Origin of the sequence: Streptococcus oralis (genome assembly GCF_003944215.1) — a bacterium.
GTDB lineage: Bacteria > Bacillota > Bacilli > Lactobacillales > Streptococcaceae > Streptococcus > Streptococcus oralis_BI.
The window spans coordinates 1-17,659 of record NZ_RJVZ01000022.1 but is presented as its reverse complement, the minus strand read 5'-3'; the positions used below and the strand labels follow the sequence as shown (position 1 = coordinate 17,659).

At 36.3% G+C, this 17,659-nt stretch carries 17 protein-coding genes, 1 tRNA gene and 1 pseudogene; 16 read left to right on the top strand and 3 right to left on the bottom strand.

All coding sequences use genetic code 11. From position 1 onward, the window contains the following. The 3 genes from comC to rlmH all read right to left on the bottom strand — a co-directional run. Positions 1–96 (bottom strand): competence-stimulating peptide ComC (comC, locus tag D8804_RS09475; RefSeq protein ID WP_125399614.1); only part of this gene is annotated, 96 nt, incomplete at its 3' end. Between the two features lie 165 nt (positions 97–261). Beyond that, positions 262–335: transfer RNA gene (locus tag D8804_RS09470), tRNA-Arg, on the bottom strand. A gap of 43 nt (positions 336–378) precedes the next feature. Further along, complete coding sequence (rlmH, locus tag D8804_RS09465) at positions 379–858, bottom strand: 23S rRNA (pseudouridine(1915)-N(3))-methyltransferase RlmH (protein ID WP_125399613.1); 480 nt, start codon at positions 856–858, stop codon at positions 379–381. A gap of 184 nt (positions 859–1,042) precedes the next feature. Here rlmH and htrA point away from each other — a divergent pair, with 184 nt between their 5' ends. The 16 genes and pseudogenes from htrA to D8804_RS10330 form a co-directional block, all read left to right on the top strand. Continuing rightward, entirely contained in the window at positions 1,043–2,233 is a 1,191-nt protein-coding gene (gene htrA / locus D8804_RS09460) for a serine protease HtrA (RefSeq protein WP_125399612.1), read from the top strand. 57 nt (positions 2,234–2,290) lie between these two features. Further along, positions 2,291–3,049 carry a ParB/RepB/Spo0J family partition protein gene (locus tag D8804_RS09455; RefSeq protein ID WP_125399611.1) on the top strand — a complete coding sequence of 253 codons (759 nt, stop codon included), beginning with the start codon at positions 2,291–2,293 and terminating at the stop codon, positions 3,047–3,049. 222 nt (positions 3,050–3,271) lie between these two features. Beyond that, complete coding sequence (gene dnaA, locus D8804_RS09450; protein WP_004244340.1) at positions 3,272–4,633, top strand: chromosomal replication initiator protein DnaA; 1,362 nt, start codon at positions 3,272–3,274, stop codon at positions 4,631–4,633. A 159-nt stretch (positions 4,634–4,792) separates the two neighbouring features. Beyond that, a complete protein-coding gene (dnaN, locus tag D8804_RS09445) occupies positions 4,793–5,929 on the top strand; it encodes a DNA polymerase III subunit beta (protein ID WP_061599213.1) in 1,137 nt (378 codons plus the stop codon). 64 nt (positions 5,930–5,993) lie between these two features. Then, positions 5,994–6,188, top strand: coding sequence for a DUF951 domain-containing protein (locus D8804_RS09440; RefSeq protein ID WP_000285192.1), 195 nt, complete (start codon positions 5,994–5,996; stop codon positions 6,186–6,188). 84 nt (positions 6,189–6,272) lie between these two features. Beyond that, positions 6,273–7,388, top strand: a complete 1,116-nt coding sequence (ychF, locus tag D8804_RS09435; RefSeq protein WP_001218700.1) for a redox-regulated ATPase YchF — start codon at positions 6,273–6,275, stop codon at positions 7,386–7,388. Positions 7,389–7,461: 73 nt separating this feature from the next. Next, on the top strand, positions 7,462–8,031 hold the full coding sequence (gene pth, locus D8804_RS09430) for an aminoacyl-tRNA hydrolase (protein ID WP_125399610.1): 570 nt from the start codon (positions 7,462–7,464) through the stop codon (positions 8,029–8,031). Next, on the top strand, positions 8,032–11,535 hold the full coding sequence (gene mfd / locus D8804_RS09425; protein WP_125399609.1) for a transcription-repair coupling factor: 3,504 nt from the start codon (positions 8,032–8,034) through the stop codon (positions 11,533–11,535). It abuts the gene before it with no gap. 57 nt (positions 11,536–11,592) lie between these two features. Beyond that, positions 11,593–11,859, top strand: coding sequence for an RNA-binding S4 domain-containing protein (locus D8804_RS09420; protein ID WP_001234973.1), 267 nt, complete (start codon positions 11,593–11,595; stop codon positions 11,857–11,859). Next, positions 11,852–12,220: a septum formation initiator family protein gene (locus D8804_RS09415; protein ID WP_000041924.1), complete on the top strand. Its 369-nt coding sequence runs from the start codon at positions 11,852–11,854 to the stop codon at positions 12,218–12,220. Before D8804_RS09420 ends, D8804_RS09415 begins: the two co-directional genes overlap by 8 nt. A 4-nt stretch (positions 12,221–12,224) precedes the next feature. After that, complete coding sequence (locus D8804_RS10335) at positions 12,225–12,347, top strand: SP_0009 family protein (protein ID WP_000429343.1); 123 nt, start codon at positions 12,225–12,227, stop codon at positions 12,345–12,347. Beyond that, on the top strand, positions 12,340–13,611 hold the full coding sequence (locus D8804_RS09410; protein WP_125399608.1) for a serine hydrolase: 1,272 nt from the start codon (positions 12,340–12,342) through the stop codon (positions 13,609–13,611). The genes D8804_RS10335 and D8804_RS09410 overlap by 8 nt, the downstream gene beginning before the upstream one ends. Next, positions 13,608–14,885 carry a tRNA lysidine(34) synthetase TilS gene (gene tilS / locus D8804_RS09405; RefSeq protein WP_125399607.1) on the top strand — a complete coding sequence of 426 codons (1,278 nt, stop codon included), beginning with the start codon at positions 13,608–13,610 and terminating at the stop codon, positions 14,883–14,885. The genes D8804_RS09410 and tilS overlap by 4 nt, the downstream gene beginning before the upstream one ends. A 4-nt stretch (positions 14,886–14,889) precedes the next feature. Further along, on the top strand, positions 14,890–15,432 hold the full coding sequence (gene hpt / locus D8804_RS09400) for a hypoxanthine phosphoribosyltransferase (RefSeq protein ID WP_125399606.1): 543 nt from the start codon (positions 14,890–14,892) through the stop codon (positions 15,430–15,432). A 15-nt stretch (positions 15,433–15,447) separates the two neighbouring features. Continuing rightward, entirely contained in the window at positions 15,448–17,406 is a 1,959-nt protein-coding gene (ftsH, locus tag D8804_RS09395; RefSeq protein ID WP_125399605.1) for an ATP-dependent zinc metalloprotease FtsH, read from the top strand. Positions 17,407–17,526: 120 nt separating this feature from the next. After that, positions 17,527–17,659 (top strand): annotated as a pseudogene (locus D8804_RS10330) (sigma-70 family RNA polymerase sigma factor); the annotation flags it as partial.

Sequence of the window (17,659 nt, the reverse complement as noted above, 5' to 3'; positions counted from 1 at the left end):
TATTAATTCTGGAATTCTCCATTCCCCACCTTGAATCTCCTGCAATTCTTTCTCTGTAAGCTTTGTGAACTGTTCCAATTTAACTGTGTTTTTCATAGTGAAATCTCCTGTATTGTTTTTCTTGTAAATTAACTTACAAGTTTATTATACAAAATGAAGATTATTTAAGAAAAATTTCTTCTCAACTGCACTGTTTTGTACCTGAAATGCACTTTTTTAAGAAAAAAGCTGGGAGTAATCCCAGCTTTTTCTCTAATGTACTGATCCCAGCAGGATTCGAACCTGCGACCGTTCGCTTAGAAGGCGAATGCTCTATCCAGCTGAGCTATGAGACCTAACATGACCATTCTATCAAAAAACAAGAAGTAAGTCAATATTCTATTTGTGATAAGGAGAACCCTGCTGAATCGTAAAAGCACGATAAATTTGTTCAACAAGGACTAATCTCATTAACTGATGTGGTAAAGTTAAACGCCCAAAACTAACAGAGAGATTAGCTCGATGCTTCACAATAGGAGCTAGTCCCAAACTTCCTCCAATAATAAATGTAAGGGTAGAAAATCCCCTTATAGAAGCCTGTTCCAGCTGTTTACTGAATTCTTCTGAAGAGAGAGTTTTTCCTTCAATTGCCAACACAACAACAAAATCTCTTTCTCCAACTTTAGAAAGAATTCGATTTCCCTCTATTTCTAATATTTTGTGATTTTCTGACTCACTTGCCTTATCTGGAGTTTTTTCATCAACTAGCTCAATGATTTCTACAGTGGCGAAACGTGAAATTCGTTTAGTATATTCAGCAATACCATCTTTAAGGTATTTTTCCTTCAGTTTTCCAATTGTTACAATTTTTATTTTCATTCTTCTATTCTAACATATTCACACTTCATTTCACATCTTATTCACAAAAAATTATATAGGAAAACAAGCAAATTCACAGAATAACGTAAGTTATCCACAACTTGTGTAAAACTTCTACCTTTAAGCTTGAATTAAGTTAATAGATTTATACTTTAATCAAATAAAAAAACAAACGGAGGCGTTTATGAAACACTTACAAAAATTTTACAAAAAAGGAGTTACCTTTCTTATCATCATTCTGGTAGGATTTTTGAGTGGTGCTCTGGGAAGTTTTGTGACACTGCAACTTTATCAAAAACAAGTAAGTCAAGCCGCAAATAACACTACAAACACTGTTACTCAGACTTCCTACAAAAATGAAAATGCAACAACTCAGGCCGTTAACAAGGTAAAAGATGCCGTTGTATCGGTCATCACTTATTCAGCAAATCGGCAAAATAGTGTTTTTGGAAATGACGAGACAGATACGGATACCGACTCTCAGCAAGTAGCAAGTGAAGGTTCCGGTGTTATTTACAAAAAGAATGGGAAAGATGCCTATCTTGTGACAAATACCCACGTTATTAAAGGAGCTTCAAAAGTTGATATCCGTTTAGCAGACGGTACAAAAGTTCCTGGTGAAATTGTCGGTTCTGATACGTTCTCTGATATTGCTGTCGTAAAAATTTCTTCAGAAAAAGTCACAACCGTAGCAGAATTTGGAGATTCTAGCAAACTAAATGTTGGTGAGACTGCAATCGCAATTGGTAGTCCTCTAGGATCCGAATATGCCAATACAGTTACCCAAGGAATCATTTCAAGTCTCAATCGAAATGTCTCTCTAAAATCTCAAGATGGTCAAGCCATTTCTACAAAAGCTATTCAGACAGATACTGCCATTAACCCTGGTAACTCTGGTGGTCCACTTATAAACATTCAAGGCCAAGTTATCGGGATTACATCAAGTAAAATTGCAAGTAATGGTGGAACCTCTGTCGAAGGTCTTGGTTTTGCAATCCCATCAAATGATGCTCAAAATATTATTAAACAGCTTGAAAGTGACGGTAAAGTGACTCGCCCTGCTCTTGGAATTCAAATGGTTAATTTGGCTAATATCGGAGCTAATGATCTTAGAAAACTCAATATTCCAAGTAGCGTAACTTCTGGTGTAGTGGTAAAATCTGTTCAAAATAATATGCCTGCATCTGGTCACCTTGAAAAATACGACGTTATTACCAAAGTTGACGACAAGGATATTTCTTCGTCAACAGATTTACAGAGTGCTCTTTACAACCATTCTATCGGAGACACCATTAAAATCACCTACTATCGAAATGGGAAAGAGGAGACTACAACTGTTAAACTAGATAAAAGTACAAGTGATTTAGAATCTTAATTGACATCAGTGTAAAGAAAACTTTACATATAATAAAAGATATGTTAGTGTAGAATCATGGAAAAATTTGAAATGATTTCTATCTCGGAAATACAAAAAAATCCCTATCAACCTCGAAAAGAATTTAATGCAGATAAACTAAGGGAATTGGCTGAGTCAATCAAAGAAAATGGGGTCATCCAACCCATCATCGTTCGTCAATCTCCTGTAATTGGTTATGAAATCCTTGCAGGAGAGAGACGATATCGGGCTTCTCTCTTGGCTGGTCTGACTTCTATTCCAGCCGTTGTGAAACACCTCTCAGATCAGGAAATGATGATTCAGTCTATCATTGAGAATTTACAGAGAGAAAACTTGAATCCAGTTGAAGAGGCACGCGCCTACGAATCTTTGGTAGAAAAAGGATATACCCATACCGAAATAGCGGATAAAATGGGAAAATCTCGTCCTTATATCACTAATTTTATTCGTTTGCTTTCCCTACCAGAGCACATCTTATCTGAAGTAGAAAATGGAAAAATTTCTCAAGCTCATGCACGCGCACTAGTTGGTTTGAATAAAGAGCAGCAAGACTATTTTTTTCAACTAATTAAAAATGAAGACATCTCTGTGAGAAAGTTAGAAACACTGCTGACAGAGAAAAAACAAAAGAAGCAGAAAAAAAGTGATTCTTTCATCAAAGATGAGGAAGATAAATTAAAAAAACTACTTGGATTAAATGTAGAAATTAAACTTTCTAAAAAAGATACTGGAAAGGTTATTATTTCTTTTTCAAGCCAAAAAGAATATGACAGAATTATCAACAGCCTGAAATAAGGCTGTTCTTTTATTTTTTCAACTCACAAATTTATCCACTAATTTTTCTAGCAAAAAACCAAGGAATTCTTTGAATTCCTCACTTATCCCCAACCTGTGGATAAAAAATATAAACATTGTGGATTCTTTTCCACAGATTGTGGAAAAATGCTAGCATCTATGGTAAAATAAGTCTAACAGTAAACCTTTTTACATCAAATATAGCAAAGGAGGGGATAATCGGTGAAAGAAAAACAATTTTGGAATCAAATCTTGGAATTGGCTCAAGAAAGATTGACACGTTCTATGTACGATTTCTATGCCACACCTGCTGAACTCATAAAAGTGGAGGGAAATGTAGCTACTATCTTTTTACCTAGACCTGAAATGGAAATGGTTTGGAAAAAACAGCTCAAGGATATCATTGTGGCTGCTGGTTTTGAAGTTTACGATACTGAAATAAAAACTCAATTTGTCTTAACAAAGCCTGAAGAAGAATCTTCAACCTATGTCATGGATTCTGAAAATAGCAATCATTATGTTGCTTCACAGGCCAATCTTGCTATTCCATATTCTGAAACAGGATTAAAGGAAAAATATACCTTTGATAACTTTATTCAAGGAGATGGGAATATCTGGGCTAAGTCTGCTGCTCTGGCTGTTTCCGAAGACCTCGCATTGACTTATAATCCCCTTTTCATTTATGGTGGTCCTGGACTAGGGAAAACCCATTTACTGAATGCTATCGGAAATGAAATTCTAAAAAATATTCCTGAAGCTCGGGTTAAGTATATTCCTGCTGAAAGTTTTATCAACGACTTTCTTGAGCATCTGAGGCTCGGGGAAATGGAAAAATTTAAAAAAACTTACCGAAGCCTTGATCTCTTACTGATTGATGATATCCAATCTCTCAGTGGAAAAAAGGTTGCAACTCAAGAAGAGTTTTTCAATACTTTCAACGCTCTTCATAGCAATCAAAAACAAATCGTTCTGACTAGTGACCGAAGTCCTAAACACTTAGAAGGACTTGAAGAAAGACTTGTCACGCGCTTTAGCTGGGGATTGACTCAAAATATCACCCCTCCTGACTTTGAGACACGTATCGCCATTCTTCAAAGTAAAACGGAACATTTAAACTACCATTTCCAGAGTGATACCCTAGAATATCTGGCTGGCCAATTTGATTCAAATGTTCGAGAATTGGAAGGAGCAATTAACGATATCACTTTAATTGCCAGAGTAAAGAAGATTAAAGACATCACTATTGATATTGCTGCAGAGGCTATTAGAGCTCGCAAACAAGATGTTAGCCAACTGCTAGTCATTCCAATTGACAAAATCCAAACTGAAGTTGGTAATTTTTATGGAGTGAGTGTCAAAGAAATGAAGGGGACGAGACGAGTTCAAAACATCGTTTTGGCGCGTCAAGTAGCCATGTATCTAGCTAGAGAACTGACAGATAATAGTCTTCCAAAAATTGGAAAAGAATTTGGCGGAAAGGATCACACCACCGTTATTCATGCCCATGCTAAAATAAAATCATTGATTGACGAAGACGATAATTTACGCTTAGAAATCGAAGCAATCAAAAAGAAAATTAAATAATTTGTGCATAACTTTTCCTTTTCTATCTTTTTTATCCACATTTTTTAAACAAGCTTAAAAGTCTGAAATTACTAAATAGAAATCAGTTTTCCACAGAATTCACACACTCTATTATTTCTATTATCCTTCTAATACTAAAAAATAAATAAAGGAGAATCCATGATTCATTTTTCAATTAATAAAAATTTATTTCTACAAGCCCTAAATACCACAAAACGAGCAATTAGCTCAAAAAATGCTATTCCTATTTTATCAACTATCAAAATTGATGTTACCAATGAAGGCATTACTTTGATTGGTTCCAATGGTCAAATTTCCATTGAAAATTTCATTTCTCAAAAAAATGAAGATGCTGGTCTTTTGATTACTTCCTTAGGTTCGATTCTTCTTGAAGCTTCTTTCTTTATCAATGTTGTATCTAGTCTTCCAGATGTAACGCTTGATTTCAAAGAGATTGAACAAAAACAAATTGTCTTAACAAGTGGTAAATCAGAAATTACCCTAAAAGGAAAAGATAGCGAACAGTACCCACGAATCCAAGAAATTTCAGCAAGCACACCTTTAGTTCTTGAAACAAAACTACTCAAGAAAATTATCAATGAAACAGCTTTTGCTGCAAGTACGCAGGAAAGTCGTCCAATTTTAACAGGTGTTCATTTTGTATTGAGCCAACACAAAGAACTAAAAACAGTTGCGACAGACTCACACCGCCTTAGCCAGAAAAAATTGACTCTTGAAAAAAATGGAGATGATTTCGATGTGGTGATTCCTAGTCGCTCTCTACGCGAATTTTCAGCGGTATTTACAGATGATATTGAAACTGTAGAGATTTTCTTTGCAAATAATCAAATCCTCTTTAGAAGCGAAAATATTAGCTTCTATACTCGTCTCCTAGAAGGAAACTATCCTGATACAGATCGTTTGATTCCAACAGACTTTAACACTACAATTACTTTTGATGTGGTTAATTTGCGTCAATCTATGGAGCGTGCTCGTCTCTTATCAAGTGCGACTCAAAATGGTACTGTGAAGCTTGAAATTAAAAGTGGGGTTGTTAGTGCCCATGTTCACTCTCCAGAAGTTGGTAAAGTAAACGAAGAAATTGATACGGAGCAGGTGACTGGTGATGATTTGACTATTAGTTTCAACCCAACTTACTTGATTGATTCCCTCAAGGCTTTAAATAGCGAAAAGGTGACTATTAGCTTTATCTCAGCAGTTCGTCCATTTACTCTTGTGCCAGCAGATACTGACGAAGATTTCATGCAGCTTATCACACCAGTTCGTACAAACTAAGTGAAAGAGGTTGAGCCTGGCTCGCCTCTTTTATGATATAATCGAAAAAGAAAAGGAGAGTAGTATGTATCAAGTTGGAAATTTTGTTGAAATGAAAAAACCACATGCTTGCACCATCAAGTCAACAGGTAAAAAGGCCAATCGTTGGGAAATTACACGTGTAGGGGCAGATATCAAAATCAAATGTAGCAATTGTAACCACCTTGTCATGATGAGTCGCTATGATTTTGAACGAAAAATGAATAAGATTATTGACTAAGAACCCTTAGTTAGAGGGTTAGCAAGTTTTCCCTTTTTGTGTTATAATGTTAGGGATTGAAATGAGAACGGAGAATGAGAAACTATGGCTTTAACAGCAGGTATCGTTGGTTTGCCAAACGTTGGTAAATCAACCCTTTTTAATGCAATTACAAAAGCGGGAGCAGAGGCAGCAAACTACCCATTTGCGACTATTGATCCAAACGTTGGAATGGTAGAAGTTCCAGATGAACGCCTACAAAAACTAACGGAAATGATTACTCCTAAAAAGACAGTCCCAACAACCTTTGAATTTACAGATATTGCAGGGATTGTAAAAGGAGCATCAAAAGGAGAAGGTCTAGGAAATAAATTCTTGGCCAACATCCGTGAAGTAGATGCGATTGTTCACGTAGTTCGTGCTTTTGATGATGAAAATGTTATGCGTGAGCAAGGACGTGAAGACGCCTTTGTGGATCCACTTGCAGATATTGATACCATTAACCTGGAGTTGATTCTTGCTGACTTAGAATCAGTCAATAAACGCTACGCGCGTGTAGAAAAGATGGCACGTACGCAAAAAGATAAAGAATCAGTAGCAGAGTTTAACGTCCTTCAAAAGATTAAGCCTGTTCTTGAAGATGGAAAATCAGCTCGAACTATTGAATTTACAGATGAGGAACAAAAGGTTGTCAAAGGTCTCTTCCTTTTAACCACTAAACCAGTTCTTTATGTTGCCAATGTGGATGAGGATGTAGTTTCAGATCCAGATTCTATCGATTATGTGAAGCAAATTCGTGAATTTGCAGCGACAGAAAATGCAGAGGTAGTTGTTATTTCCGCGCGTGCTGAGGAAGAAATTTCTGAGTTAGACGATGAGGATAAGCAAGAGTTTCTTGAAGCACTTGGCTTGACAGAATCAGGTGTTGATAAATTGACTCGAGCTGCTTACCACTTGCTTGGACTTGGAACTTACTTTACAGCTGGTGAAAAAGAAGTCCGTGCTTGGACCTTTAAGCGTGGTATGAAAGCTCCTCAAGCAGCTGGTATTATTCACTCAGACTTTGAAAAAGGTTTTATTCGTGCAGTAACCATGTCATATGAGGATCTAGTGAAATACGGATCTGAAAAGGCTGTAAAAGAAGCTGGGCGCTTGCGTGAAGAAGGAAAAGAATATATCGTTCAAGATGGCGATATCATGGAATTCCGCTTTAATGTCTAATAATATTTAACAAATAATGTCAATTAGGTTGGAAAGCAATTCCAACCCTTTTGGCTTTTGAAAGGAAAAATAAATGACCAAATTACTTGTAGGATTGGGAAATCCAGGGGATAAATATTTTGAAACCAAGCACAATGTTGGCTTTATGTTGATTGACCAATTGGCTAAAAAACAAAACATCACTTTTACACACGACAAGATATTTCAAGCTGACCTAGCCTCTTTTTTCCTAAATGGCGAAAAAATTTATCTTGTCAAGCCAACGACCTTTATGAATGAAAGCGGGAAAGCAGTTCATGCTCTATTGACTTACTATGGTTTGGATATTGAAGATTTACTCGTTATTTACGACGACCTTGACATGGAAGTCGGAAAAATTCGTTTAAGAGCAAAGGGCTCAGCAGGTGGTCATAATGGTATCAAGTCTATTATTCAACATATTGGTACTCAGGTCTTTAACCGTATTAAAATAGGAATTGGAAGGCCCAAAAAAGGCATGTCAGTTGTTCACCATGTTTTAAGTAAGTTTGATCAGGAAAACTATGTAGGTATTTTACAGTCAATTGACAAGGTTGACGATGCTGTAAATTACTATTTACAAGAAAAAAACTTTGAGAAAACGATGCAGAGGTATAATGGCTAAATGGTGACTTTATTAGATTTATTCTCAGAAAATGATCAGATAAAAAAATGGCATCAAAATCTGATAGATAAGAAAAGACAACTAATACTTGGTTTATCAACGTCTACCAAGGCTCTTGCAATTGCAAGCAGTCTAGAAAAAGAAAATAAGATTGTGTTACTGACTTCAACTTATGGAGAAGCAGAAAGAATTATCAGTGATCTTCTTTCTATCTTAGGAGAGGAACTTGTCTATCCTTTTTTGGTCGATGACTCTCCTATGGTAGAGTTTTTGATGTCTTCACAAGAAAAAATCATTTCGCGAGTTGAAGCCTTGCGTTTTTTAACTGATTCATCTAAGAAAGGGATTTTAGTTTGTAATATCGCAGCGAGTCGATTGATTCTACCTTCTCCGGCTAGATTTAAAGAAAGTATTATAAAAATTGCAGTCGGTGAAGAATATGATCAACATGACCTTCTTCACAAATTAAAGAAAATAGGCTATCGCAAAGTTACGCAAGTACAAACTCAAGGTGAGTTTAGTATTCGAGGAGATATTTTAGATATTTTTGAGATGTCTCAGTTAGAACCTTTTCGAATCGAGTTTTTTGGTGATGAAGTAGATGGAATTCGGACTTTCGAAGTAGAAACACAATTATCAAAAGAAAATCAAACAGAACTCACCATCTTTCCAGCAAGTGATATGCTCTTGAGGGAAAAGGACTATCTACGAGGTCGGTCTGCTTTAGAAAAGCAAATTTCCAAGACCTTATCACCAATTTTAAAATCATACTTGGAAGAGATTTTGTCAAGTTTTCATCAAAAACAAGTACATTCAGATAGTCGAAAGTTTTTATCTTTATGTTACGATAAAACATGGACTGTATTTGATTATATTGAAAAAGATACACTAGTATTCTTTGATGATTATCAAAAATTGATGAATCAGTATGAAGTTTTTGAAAGAGAATTAGCACAATACTTTACAGAAGATTTACAAAACAGTAAATCATTTTCTGAGATGCAGTATTTTGCTGATACTGAGCAAATCTATAAAAAACAAAGTCCAGTGACCTTTTTCTCTAATCTTCAAAAGGGTTTAGGAAATCTCAAGTTTGATCACATTTACCAATTTAATCAATATCCTATGCAGGAGTTTTTCAATCAATTTTCTTTTCTTAAAGAAGAAATTGAGCGATATAAAAAAATGGACTACACTATTATCTTGCAGTCCAGCAATTCAATGGGAAGTAAAACATTGGAGGATGTTTTAGAGGAATATCAGATCAAACTGGATTTCAGAGATAAGTCAAGTATCTGTAAAGAATCTGTAAATTTGATCGAGGGTAATCTAAGACATGGTTTTCATTTTGTAGATGAAAAAATCCTCCTGATTACTGAACATGAGATTTTTCAAAAGAAATTAAAACGTCGTTTTCGAAGACAACATACGTCAAATGCAGAGCGCTTAAAAGATTATAATGAACTTGAAAAAGGGGACTACGTTGTTCACCATATCCATGGAATTGGTCAATATCTAGGCATTGAAACAATTGAAATCAAAGGGATTCACCGTGATTATGTCAGTGTTCAATATCAAAATGGGGATCAAATCTCCATCCCAGTAGAGCAGATTCAGTTACTGTCTAAATATGTTTCAAGTGATGGTAAAGCGCCAAAACTTAATAAATTAAATGACGGTCATTTTAAAAAGGCCAAGCAAAAAGTTAAGAACCAGGTAGAGGATATAGCTGACGATTTAATCAAACTCTATTCTGAACGTAGTCAGTTGAAGGGTTTTGCTTTCTCAGCTGATGATGATGATCAACATGCTTTTGATGATGCCTTCCCTTATGTTGAAACGGATGATCAACTTCGTAGTATTGAGGAAATTAAGAGAGATATGCAGGATTCTCACCCCATGGATCGACTTTTAGTTGGGGATGTTGGTTTTGGGAAGACTGAAGTTGCAATGCGTGCAGCCTTTAAGGCAGTCAATGATCATAAACAAGTTGTTGTTCTAGTTCCGACGACGGTTTTAGCGCAACAACACTATACAAATTTTAAAGAGAGATTCCAAAATTTTGCAGTTAATATTGATGTGCTGAGTCGCTTTAGAAGTAAAAAAGAGCAGGCAGAGACACTTGAAAAATTAAAAAATGGTCAAGTTGATATTTTGATTGGAACGCATCGTGTTTTGTCAAAAGATGTTGTGTTTTCAGATTTGGGATTGATGATTATTGATGAGGAACAACGATTTGGTGTTAAGCATAAGGAAACATTGAAAGAACTGAAAAAACAAGTAGATGTTCTAACCTTGACTGCAACACCAATCCCTCGTACCCTTCATATGTCTATGCTAGGAATCAGAGATTTGTCTGTTATTGAAACTCCTCCAACCAATCGCTATCCTGTTCAAACCTATGTTTTAGAAAAGAATGACAGTGTGATTCGTGATGCTGTCTTGCGTGAAATGGAGCGTGGAGGTCAAGTTTACTATCTTTACAATAAAGTTGACACGATTGACCAGAAGGTTTCAGAATTACAGGAGTTGATTCCAGAGGCTTCAATTGGTTATGTTCATGGGCAAATGAGTGAGATTCAGTTAGAAAATACTCTACTGGATTTCATTGAAGGTCAGTATGATATTTTGGTGACGACTACCATTATTGAGACAGGAGTTGATATCCCAAATGCCAATACTTTATTTATTGAAAATGCGGACCATATGGGCTTGTCAACCTTGTATCAATTAAGAGGAAGAGTCGGTCGTAGTAATCGTATTGCTTATGCCTATCTCATGTATCGTCCAGAAAAATCAATCAGTGAAGTCTCTGAGAAGAGATTAGAGGCAATCAAAGGGTTTACGGAATTGGGCTCTGGATTTAAGATTGCTATGCGAGATCTTTCGATTCGTGGTGCAGGAAATCTATTAGGAAAATCGCAGTCTGGTTTCATTGATTCCGTTGGTTTTGAATTGTATTCGCAGTTATTAGAGGAAGCTATTGCTAAACGTAACGGCAATGGGAATACAAGAACCAAAGGAAATGCTGAGTTGATTTTACAAATTGATGCTTATCTTCCTGATACTTATATTTCTGACCAACGACATAAGATTGAAATTTACAAGAAAATTCGTCAAATTGACAACCGTGTCAACTATGAAGAATTGCAAGAAGAGTTGATGGACCGCTTTGGAGAATATCCCGATGTGGTGGCTTATCTTTTAGAGATTGGTTTGATCAAATCATACTTGGATAAGGTCTTTGTAGAACGTGTGGAAAGAAAAGAAAATAAGATTACAGTTCAATTTGAAACAATTACTCAGCGACTGTTCTTGGCTCAAGATTATTTTAAAGCCTTATCTGCAACGAACTTAAAGGCAGCTATAGCTGAGAATAAGGGATTAATGGAAGTTGTATTTGATGTTCGAAATAAGAAGGATTATGAAATTTTAGAAGGACTGATGATTTTTGGAGAAAGTTTACTAGAGATAAAAGAATCAAAGGAAGCTAATTCTCTTTGACGTTTTTCTTCTATAAAAGGGATAAAAATGGTACAATAATAATTTGAGGTAATAAAAATGAGATTAGACAAGTATTTAAAAGTATCACGAATTATTAAGCGTCGCACAGTCGCAAAGGAAGTAGCAGATAAAGGTAGAATCAAGGTAAATGGAATCTTGGCCAAAAGTTCAACGGATTTGAAAGTTGATGACCAAGTTGAAATTCGCTTTGGAAATAAGTTGTTGCTTGTTAAAGTACTGGAGATGAAAGATAGTACAAAAAAAGAAGATGCAGCTGGCATGTATGAAATTATCAGTGAAACACGGGTAGAAGAAAATGTCTAAAAATATTGTACAGATGAATAATTCTTTTATTCAAAATGAACACCAACGTCGTCGTTACCTGATGAAGGAGAGACAAAAGAGGAATCGTTTTATGGGTTGGGTCCTTATTTTGATGATTTTGTTGTTTATTTTACCAACTTATAACTTGGCCCAAAGCTATAATCAGTTATTGCAACGTCGTCAGCAATTGACAGAGTTGAAAGAACAATACCAAACTCTTAGTGATGAAAAGGATAAGGAATCTGCTTTTGCTGCAAAGTTGAAAGATGAAGACTATGTAGCAAAATATGCACGCGCCAAGTACTATTACTCAAAGAAACGAGAAGCAATTTACACGATTCCTGATTTGCTTCCGAGGTAATGTCATGGAAAATTTATTAGAAGTTGTTGAGCAATTTTTAAGTTTATCAGATGAAAAATTAGAGGAATTGGCAGCTAAAAACCATTTATTACGATTACAAGAAGAAAGGGAAGAGAAGAATGCGTAAGTTCTTAGTAGTGTTATCACTACTATCTGTTTTTATCATAACTTCAAGAGTAGTTAGCACAGAAAAACAGCTCCCTTACTCTTCGCAAGAAATTTATTATCTAACTGAGTCTGATCATGGATTCTACTATAAAGAACCCCTTGAATCGCCAATGGTTTATGGAGAAACAGCTGTCTATGCTAATGAAGATCTTGTAAAGGAGTCTGGAAAATTGACTTCTGGAACCACCTTTAAAATCGTAGAATGGCGTTTGAATAGACAAGGTATTCCTGTTTTTAAATTAAACAATCATCAGTTTATCGTTGCAGATAAGCGTTTAGTCTATGATCAAAGTCAAGTTCAAACTCAAAATAGACAAGTATGGTTGGAACCGGGGTTTGTTATCTATAACAGTCCTTATGGTGCTAAAGAAATTTCTTCATCCCTCTCTCCCTATCAACGCGTAACAGTAGATAGAACCCTCTTTGCTGAGGGACAAGAATTTCTTCATATTGATCAAGTTGGGTGGGTATCAAAAGAGTTCGTCTCAGAAGAAGACAATCGTATCCAGAAGGTTCAAGAAGTCTTGTCAAACAACTATCAGAATGAAAATTATTCTATTTATGTTAAACAACTGAGTACAGGTAAAGAGGCTGGGGTGAATGAAGACAGTAAACTCTATGCAGCTAGCATCTTGAAACTAGCCTACCTTTATTATGCTCAAGATAAGATAAATAAAGGTGACTATACGCTGGACAGTAGCTTCAAGTATGTCTCAGAAGTCAATAATTTCCCTGGATCCTATAAACCAGAAGGTAGTGGTAGTTTACCTAAAACAGGAGACAACAAAGACTACAGTCTCCAACAATTAATTACCAAGGTAACAAAGGAGTCTGACAATGTTGCTCATAATATTTTAGGTTATTATGTGACCAATCAATCTGACGGGGCTTTTAAAGAAAAAATGTCCACCATTATGGGTGAAGATTGGGATGTGAATGATAAATTAACTTCTTCAAAAATGGCTGGAAAAGTCATGGAGGCTATTTATAATCAGAATGGTTTTGTTTTAGAGTCTCTAGGCAAGACGAATTTTGATAACCAACGAATTGCGAAAGGTGTTTCGGTTAAGGTAGCTCACAAAATCGGAGATGCTGACGAGTTTAAACACGATACTGCCATTGTATTTACAGACTCACCTTTCGTTCTCTCTATTTTCACTAAAAATTCTGATTATGACACTATTGCTAAGATAGCTAAGGATGTTTATGAGGTTCTAAAATGAGGGAGCAGGATTTTTTAAATCATTTTCTCAGAAAAGAGTATTTCAAAAAACATTCTAAAATCGTATTAGCTCTGTCTGGCGGACTGGATTCGATGTTTTTATTCCATCTACTGTCCACCTATCAAAAAGAGTTAGAAATTGAGCTGATTGTAGCACATGTCAATCACAAGCAGAGAAGGGAGTCTGATTGGGAGGAAAATGAACTAAGGAAGTTAGCTGATGTAGCTGGACTTCCTATTTATGTCACAAGTTTTTCAGGAGACTTTTCAGAGGCGCGTGCTCGGGAGTTTCGTTATGATTTTTTTAGGAAAATCATGAAAGAGGTTGGAGCGACAGCCTTGGTCACTGCCCACCATGCAGATGATCAGGTTGAAACGATTTTGATGCGCTTGATTCGAGGAAGTCGGCTACGTCATTTGACAGGAATAAAAGAAAGTCAAGTAGTTGATGATATCGAAATCATCCGCCCCTTGTTGCATTTTCATAAAAAGGATTTTCCACCAATTGTTCATTTTGAAGATCAAACAAATCAGGAAAATGCCTATTTTCGCAATCGTATTCGAAATAGGTATTTACCAGAGCTTGAAAAAGAAAATCCTCGTCTTAAATCCGCTCTTTTAGATTTAGGAAGGGAAATTTCAGATTACCAAGTAGCCATAATGGAGCTCTCTGAACAGATTGATGTGGAAGATTTGAATGAGCTCTTTTCATACTCACAACAAACTCAAGGGGTTTTACTGCAGAACTATCTTAATCAATTCCCAGACTTAAATCTGACAAAGGCTCAGTTTGCTGAAGTTCAACAGATTTTAGCAACTAAAAGTCAGTATCGTCACCCACTGAAAAATGGTTATGAACTAATAAAAGAGTATCAGAATTTTCGAGTTTGTAAAATCAGTCCACAGTCTGATGAAAAGAAAGATGAACTTGTGTTACACTATCAAAATCAAGTTCGATATAAGGGTTATTTATTTTCCTTTGGCATCCCTATTGAAGGGGACGCTGTTCAAAAAATAATGGTTTCACGGGAAACACCTGTATATATTAGATGTCGAAAACCTGGCGATGTTCTTATCCTGAATGGTCACCGAAAGAAACTGAGACGTTTATTTATAGATTTGAAAATCCCTATTGAAAAACGAAAAACAACCCCTATTATTGAGCAATTTGGAGAAATTGTCTCAATTTTAGGAATTGCGACCAGTGATTTGAGTAAAAACACGAAAAATGATATAATGAACACTGTACTTTATATAGAAAAAATAGATAGGTAAAAAGATGTTAGAACACGATATTGAAAAAATCCTCGTTTCACATGATGAAATTACAGAAGCAGCTAAAAAGCTAGGTGCGCAACTAACAAAAGAATATGAGGGGAAAAATCCAATTCTTGTTGGAATTTTGAAAGGATCAATTCCTTTTATGGCTGAATTGGTCAAACATATTGATACGCATATTGAGATGGACTTCATGATGGTATCTAGCTACCATGGTGGAACAGCAAGTAGTGGTGTGATCAATATCAAGCAAGACGTAACTCAAGATATCAAGGGAAGACATATTCTATTTGTAGAAGATATCATCGATACAGGTCAAACTTTGAAGAATTTGAAAGATATGTTTATTGCAAGAGAAGTGGCTTCTGTTAAAATCGCGACTTTGTTGGACAAACCAGAGGGTCGTGTTGTTGAAATTGAGGCAGATTATACTTGCTTTACTATTCCAAATGAGTTTGTAGTAGGATATGGTTTGGACTACAAAGAAAATTATCGTAATCTTCCTTATGTTGGAGTGTTGAAAGAGGAAGTTTATTCAAATTAGAAAGAGCATTCTTTAATGAAAAAACAAAATAATGGTTTAGTTAGAAATCCATTTCTATACTTGTTAATTATCTTCTTCCTTGTAACAGGATTCCAGTATTTTTACTCTGGAAATGCTGCTGGGAAAAGTGAAAAAATTAACTATACAGAATTGGTAAAAGAAATTACAGCAGACAATGTAAAAGAATTAACCTATCAGCCAAATGGTAGCATCATTGAGGTGTCTGGTGTTTATAAAAATCCTAAGACTAGTAAAGAAGAAACAGGAATTCAATTTTTCACTCCTACTGCCACAAAAGTAGAAAGATTCTCAAGTACCATTCTTCCGTCGGATTCAACAGTTTCAGAATTGCAAAAACTTGCTTCTGAACATCAGGCTGAGGTAACAGTTAAACATGAGAGTTCAAGCGGTATGTGGATCAATATCCTTGTCTCTGTTGTGCCATTTGCTATTCTCTTGTTCTTCCTATTCTCTATGATGGGAAATATGGGAGGAAATAATAGTAGAAATCCAATGAGTTTTGGACGTAGCAAGGCCAAGGCTGCTAACAAAGAAGATATCAAGGTACGTTTCTCAGATGTTGCAGGTGCCGAGGAAGAAAAACAAGAATTAGTCGAAGTTGTTGAATTCCTAAAAGATCCAAAACGATTTACAAAACTTGGTGCGCGTATTCCTGCGGGTGTTCTTTTGGAGGGTCCTCCGGGAACAGGTAAGACTTTACTTGCTAAGGCGGTTGCTGGAGAAGCAGGCGTTCCATTCTTTAGCATCTCAGGATCAGACTTTGTAGAAATGTTTGTCGGAGTTGGTGCAAGCCGTGTTCGTTCTCTTTTTGAGGATGCAAAAAAAGCAGCACCAGCCATTATCTTTATCGATGAAATTGATGCTGTTGGTCGTCAACGTGGTGTCGGTCTCGGTGGAGGAAATGATGAACGTGAACAAACCCTGAACCAGCTCTTAATTGAAATGGATGGTTTTGAGGGAAATGAAGGAATTATCGTTATCGCTGCGACGAACCGTTCAGATGTTCTCGATCCTGCTCTACTACGCCCGGGACGTTTTGATAGAAAAGTCTTGGTTGGTCGCCCTGATGTTAAAGGTCGTGAAGCAATCTTGAAAGTTCACGCTAAAAATAAACCTTTAGCAGACGATGTTGATTTGAAACTAGTTGCCCAACAAACCCCAGGCTTTGTGGGAGCTGACTTAGAAAATGTTCTAAACGAGGCAGCCTTGGTTGCAGCTCGTCGCAACAAGTCAGTCATTGATGCTTCAGATATTGATGAGGCAGAGGACAGAGTGATTGCTGGTCCATCTAAGAAAGATAAAACAGTATCACAAAGAGAACGTGAATTGGTTGCTTATCATGAGGCTGGACATACCATTGTTGGTTTAGTCTTGTCAAATGCCCGTGTTGTTCATAAAGTTACCATTGTACCACGTGGACGTGCAGGTGGTTACATGATTGCACTTCCTAAAGAGGATCAAATGCTTCTATCTAAAGAAGACATGAAAGAGCAATTGGCAGGTTTGATGGGTGGTCGTGTAGCTGAGGAAATTATCTTTAATGTCCAAACGACAGGAGCTTCAAATGACTTTGAACAAGCTACACAGATGGCGCGTGCAATGGTCACTGAATACGGTATGAGTGAAAAACTTGGCCCAGTTCAGTATGAGGGTAATCATGCTATGTTTGGTGCACAAAGTCCTCAAAAATCAATTTCAGAACAAACAGCCTATGAGATTGATGAGGAAGTTCGTTCATTATTAAATGAGGCACGAAACAAAGCTGCTGAAATTATCCAATCAAATCGTGAAACCCACAAACTGATTGCAGAAGCATTGTTGAAATACGAAACATTAGATAGTACACAAATTAAATCTCTTTACGAAACAGGAAAAATGCCTGAGAATGTAGAAGAGGAATCTCATGCCCTATCTTATGATGAAGTAAAATCAAAAATGAGTGAAGAAAAATAACCACAGAGAGGCCATGCCTCTCTTTTTGTATGCAGTTGAGGCAACGAGAAATACAGAAGAGGAGAAGAAGATCAAAGACTAGGTTCTTTCTGCTAAACTAAAGGCAGAAAGGAGAGGTTTATGAATCTAAAAGAATTATACGAAGAAAGCAAGGGAATCGTTCATAAGTGCCGCAAAGCATACCATTTACATCTGTGGGAGAAAGAGGACTGGGATCAGGAGGGGATGATGTGCCTCTATGAGCTAGTGGACC